Raw genomic sequence first — 3,096 nt, 5'->3', positions numbered from 1 at the left:
GCTCGGGCCACTGGGCGTTGGCCACGACGGCGAGTTCGTACGGATGCCTCTTGCCCCGCTTCCACTGACCGCCGACCAGCCGCACGGTGGCGACGTTGGGCACGGGCCCGGCGGTCCAGTCGAGGGGGCCGGCCATGGTGTCCAGCCGGGTGCGGCCGATCGCGGCGGCGACCGACTGCCGGTCCCTGGGGTCGTCGGCCGAGGACAGCGCGTGGGCCGCCACCTCGAACAGGGCGTAGGCAAGACCGAGCGGCTGAAGCCACTGGTTTCCGGTGGACCGCTCATAGGCGGCGGCCAGTTCGGCGGCCGTCGTACCGTCGAGCGAGGAGCGGTAGGGGTGGCGTGGGGTCCAGTAGACCAGCGTCGCGATGTCCGCCTCGGCCGGCTCATCGGCTCCCGAGGCCGTGACCGGATACGCGAGCCAGCGCGAGCAGGTGATCAGCCGTGGCCGCAGCCCGCGCTCCGCCGCCTGGCGGCGGAAGAGCGCGAGGTCGGCGGCGGTCGCGGCACTGGTGACGATCTCGACGCCCTCGGCCAGGAACTCGGTGATGTGGTGGTGGAAGTCCGGCGCCGATTCGCCGTAGCCGGCCGGGTCGACGAGGGTGTGGCCCTGGTCGGCAGCGGCCGGGAGGACACCGCGCCCGGGGTCCCGGGACCAGTTTCCCTGCGGCCCGTCGTTCCACAGACAGCCCACCTTCAGCCCCGGCCCCGCAGCCCCCCACATCTCCGAGAACACCGTGGCGATGTCGTCAAGACCCCAGCAGAAGTGATAGGTCCAGCCGAAGGGCCGCTGCGGGGTCGCGCCCCGCCCGAAGTAGTAGACCTGCCAGGGAAAGGTGCTCGACACACAGGGGACACGGAGCGCCTCACAGGTGTCGCTCACGGCCGGCAGCACCTCCGTCCCCGCCAGGGTCACGATCACATCCGCCCGCTCCTCGCGGACCAGTTCCTCGGTCGCCCGGCGGGCCGACTCCGCGTCCGAGCGGCTGTCACGGCAGGCGATCCGTACGTCGTAGGTGCGCCCCCCGTTGAGTACCGGACGCATCTCGCGCCGCAGCAGATCCATCGCGAAGAGCAGCGGATCCCCCAGCTTCGCCAACCGCCCGCTGAGCGGTGCCACGACACCGACGGTGAGTGTCTTGAGATCTCGGCCGGCCCACAGCGACATAACCGTCAACTCCCTTAAGCGTGAATACGGGAGGCGAACTTCTCATACCGGGACGGCCGCCACTTATGCTCTGCCGTCATGCAGAAGCCGACCACGACCAGTCCGAAGACCGAGACACCCGGCTACCCCGGGGCCGTACTGGAGGCGTTCGCCCGGTTCTCCGACCGGGTGGCGTTCGTCCACGAGGAAAGGGAGACGACCTATGGCGAGGCGCTCTCGTGTGTCCACCGTTTGGCGTACGCGCTTGAGGCGTGCGGAATTGACCGTGGGGACGGTGTGGGCTTCCTGGCCGCCGCCGGCCCGGAGATGCTGCTGACCCGGCTCGCGGCCCAACTGCTCGGCTGCCGTCAGATCCTGGTCGAGCCCGCGTACTCCGCCGTCGAGCAGGCACGTATCCTTACGGACGCCGACATCACCGCGCTCGTCCACGCGACCGGGCCGCACTCCGCCCACGCGGCCGAGGTGCTGCACCGGCTGGAGCCACCCCTGGTGCTGGCCCTGGGACCTGACGCCCGGGGTACGGACCTGCTGGGGCTCGCCGAGGACTTCCCGGACACCCCGATGACCCCCCGGGCCGAGCCCGACGACATCGCACGACTGGTCTACACCGGCGGGAGCACAGGGCACGCCAAGGGCTGCTGCCACACCTATGCGGCGATGTCCCGGCACTGGGCCTGGCAGCCCGCCCGCTGGTCCGCCGAGATCGCCGCCGTGGCCGGGGCGGCCGGCCGGTTCCTGGTCACCAAGCCCAACGCGGGAGGCGCCGAGGACTTCATGGCCCTCGCCCTCCTCAGCGGCGGCACCGTGTTCCTGAACGCCTCCCTGGACGCGGGAGCCACCCTGCGGACCATCGAACGCGAGCGCATCACCGCCGTGTTCCTCGGAACGGCCAAACTCGGCACGCTCCTGACCCACCAGGACATCGGCACAGCGGACCTCAGCAGCCTGCGCGCCGTCGTGTTCGCCGGCTCGGCCATCACCACCAGCCGCTTCCGGCAGGCCATCGACCGGTTCGGGCCGATCCTCCACCAGGCGTACGGACAGAGCGAGGCGGGCCTGATCTCCCTGCTCACCCCGGCCGATGTGCTCGCCGGACCCGAGGACCGGCTGCGCTCGGCGGGCAGGCCGCAGCCCGGAGTCGAGATCACCGTCCTCGACAGCGAAGGCACCGTGCTCCCCGCCGGCGAGACCGGGGAGGTCTGCGTCCGTACGCCCCAGCGCATGACCGGCTATTGGCGCCGGCCACAGCTGAACGCGACGGTCCTCGCGGACGGCCTGCTGCGCACCGGCGACGTCGGCCGGCTGGACGCGGACGGCTTCCTCCACCTCCTCGACCGGGCCAAGGACATGGTCATCGTGCGCGGCGAGAACTGCTCGTCCAGCGGCATCGAGGACGTCCTCACCCGCCACCCGGGAATCCGCGAGGCGGCCGTCATCGGCGTACCGCACGAGACGGACGGGGAGGCGGTCCACGCGGTCCTCGTCCCCGAACCCCATACACCCGTCACCCAGGACGAACTGCGCTCCCTGGTCGAGACCGAACTCAGTGCCCTGCACGCCCCGAAATCCTTCGCGTTCACAGGACGGCTTCCGTACACCCCCGCCGGCAAGGTGGACAAGAAGAGCCTGCGCGCGCCCTTCTGGGCCGGGGAACAACGCCGGATCAACTGAGGGGAGTTCTGCCGTCCGGGGGCCGGCGGCGGGCGCGGTCGCGCCCGGTTTCCCACCCGGGGCCGGGGGCCGCGCTGTCGGAGTCGCCGAATCGGCACGGCGGCGGGGCTCCCTTCCGGTGCGACGCGCGGGCGCGGGCCTTGCGCCTGAGGGCGACAACGAGAGCGGTGAGCCCGGCGAGAATCCACATCAGAAGCCGTCCGGGGTACGTCCGGCGGGCACGCGGGGTCGGGGTGCCTGGCGGGGCAGAGCGGTGT

At 71.6% G+C, this 3,096-nt stretch carries 2 protein-coding genes; one reads left to right on the top strand and one right to left on the bottom strand.

The genetic code is table 11. The features are described 5' to 3' along the window. Positions 1-1,168: ABC transporter substrate-binding protein (locus ACWF94_RS37515; protein ID WP_453499253.1), on the bottom strand; the 1,168-nt coding region annotated here is incomplete at its 3' end. Between the two features lie 78 nt (positions 1,169-1,246). On the opposite strand from ACWF94_RS37515, the gene ACWF94_RS37510 reads away from it, so the two are divergent. Beyond that, a complete protein-coding gene (locus ACWF94_RS37510) occupies positions 1,247-2,839 on the top strand; it encodes an AMP-binding protein (protein ID WP_453499251.1) in 1,593 nt (530 codons plus the stop codon). Positions 2,840-3,096: the final 257 nt, after the last annotated feature.

The sequence above is a fragment of the Streptomyces sp. NPDC055078 genome (genome assembly GCF_053607985.1).
The sequence above is the reverse complement of the archived record's forward strand: the minus strand, read 5'-3'. Positions and strand labels throughout refer to the sequence as shown.